Consider the following 1879-nt stretch of genomic DNA (forward strand, 5'->3'; position numbering starts at 1 on the left):
CTGGTCCTTCACGGTCTCGTGGAATCAGTTCCTCGAGTTCGTCAGCGACCAGGGCTACACGGCATACATCGACGCGCAGATCGACATCAAGGCACGCATCTGATGCCCACCACTAAGGAGCTCTACATGTTGGTTGTCTACACGGGTAACAACGATGAGGTTGAGATCGACGGTGTGGCCGAGCTGGCGCACCCCGGCGTGCCGATCGAGGTTCCCGACGCGGTTGGCGGCAAGGCACCGTCCGGCGAGCGTTGGACCGAGGACTACGACCCGGGCTTCGGGCTGCTCGCCCAGGTCGACAACTGGCAGACGCCAGCTGCCATGAAGAAAGCCGCACCCAAGAAGGCCGCACCCAAGAAGGCCGCGGCAACAAAGTCCACCGCCAACAAGGCGGCTCCCAAGAAGGCCGTGCTCAAGGGCGAGCGCGGTCCCGAGGTGCTGGATCGACCCGAGGACGCCGCAAAGCCGGCCGACGCTGAGGAGAGCAAGTAATGTCCGGAATTCTCTCGCAACTCGGCTTCTGTGAAGAGACGCAGACCACGCCTGCGATCTCCACCGCGATCGCGTCTGCCGGACCGCCGATCATCTTCACGCTGACCTTCGCGTCCGCGCACGGCCTGCTGCCCGGTGACACGATCACCCTCACCGGCTTCACGCCGTCCGGCTACAACGCGACGTGGACGATCTACCAGACCCCGACGACCACCACCGCGACCGTGGTGACGCTCACCAACCTCGGCAACTCCTCCGTGCAGGGCACCTACGTGGCCAGCATCTACGGCCGCGGCGGAACAGTGGACCGCTTCTACGACATGGTCAGCGAGGGCATGAAGCTCACCAGCCCGCGCATCGAGTCCGCAGGCCTGCGCGCCAACAACCGCGTCCAGAAGGCCGACAAGTGGGCGGTCAACCGGACCGGTGCGACCGGCCCGATCGTGCTCGAGGTGCAGACCAAGCAGTTCGGTCGCATCCTCAAGCACCTGATGGGCAACATCGCCACCACCGGACCGACCGACTCGGTGTTCACGCACACCGCGACGATCGGCGCGATGGTCGGCAAGTCGCTGCTGGCGCAGATCGGCAAGCCCTTCACGCAGTCCCAGATCAACTCGCCGTTCACCTATCCCGGTGTCAAGATCATCGACTGGACGTTCTCCTGCGCGCTCGACGGCGTCCTGCTGCTGACCCTGACGTTGGACGCCCAGGACGAGCAGACCAGCGTCGTGCTCGCGGCGGCGTCGTATCCGACCAACAGCGAGCTGCTCACCTACGCCGGCGGAACGGTCAGCATCGGCGGTGTCGCGGTCGACGTCTCCGACTTCACCCTCAAGTGCACGATGGGCTACAAGGCCGACCGCCGCTTCATCCGCGCCAACACGCTGCAGCGTGAACCGGCCGAGGGCCCGATGCGCATCTTCGACTGGACCGTCATGGCGGAGTTCACCGACATGCTGCAGTACTCCCGGTTCGCCTCGGTCAACCGCGCGGGCGCGCTGGCGACCTTCGTCGCCTCGTTCACCGGGCCGAGCCTGGTCGGCGCGGCATCGTTCGCGTCGATGACATTCACGTCCGGCACCAACGCCGCGCGCGTCGACTCCGACTCCCCGGTTGTGGCCGGCCCGGATCTGCTGCCGCTGCCGCTCGGCGGCAAGCTGCTCAACAGCCCGGGCGGCACGAACGATGCGCTGACCATCGCATACGTGACGGCCGACTCCACGCCCTAGTGGTCACCTCCCGTACGCAGGCCATCCAGATCGATGGCCTGAAACAACTGCAGGCCGACCTGCGGGCGCTCGACGCGAAACTGCCGCGCGAGCTCCGCAAGGTCAACCTGTCCGTCGCGCAGCTGGTCGCCGACAAGGCGCGCGGCCGCGCGGCC

2 protein-coding genes are annotated in these 1879 nt (G+C 66.4%); both read left to right on the forward strand.

Going from position 1 to position 1879, the window contains the following annotated elements; genetic code table 11:
- Window positions 1–102 precede the first annotated feature (102 nt).
- Complete coding sequence (locus VGH54_RS02455; protein WP_331510346.1) at window positions 103–492, forward strand: hypothetical protein; 390 nt, start codon at window positions 103–105, stop codon at window positions 490–492.
- Window positions 492–1724: a phage tail tube protein gene (locus VGH54_RS02460; protein WP_331510347.1), complete on the forward strand. Its 1233-nt coding sequence runs from the start codon at window positions 492–494 to the stop codon at window positions 1722–1724. Before VGH54_RS02455 ends, VGH54_RS02460 begins: the two co-directional genes overlap by 1 nt.
- Window positions 1725–1879 lie beyond the last annotated feature (155 nt).

The sequence above is a fragment of the Mycobacterium sp. genome, assembly GCF_036488105.1.
In the GTDB taxonomy this organism is placed as follows: domain Bacteria; phylum Actinomycetota; class Actinomycetes; order Mycobacteriales; family Mycobacteriaceae; genus Mycobacterium.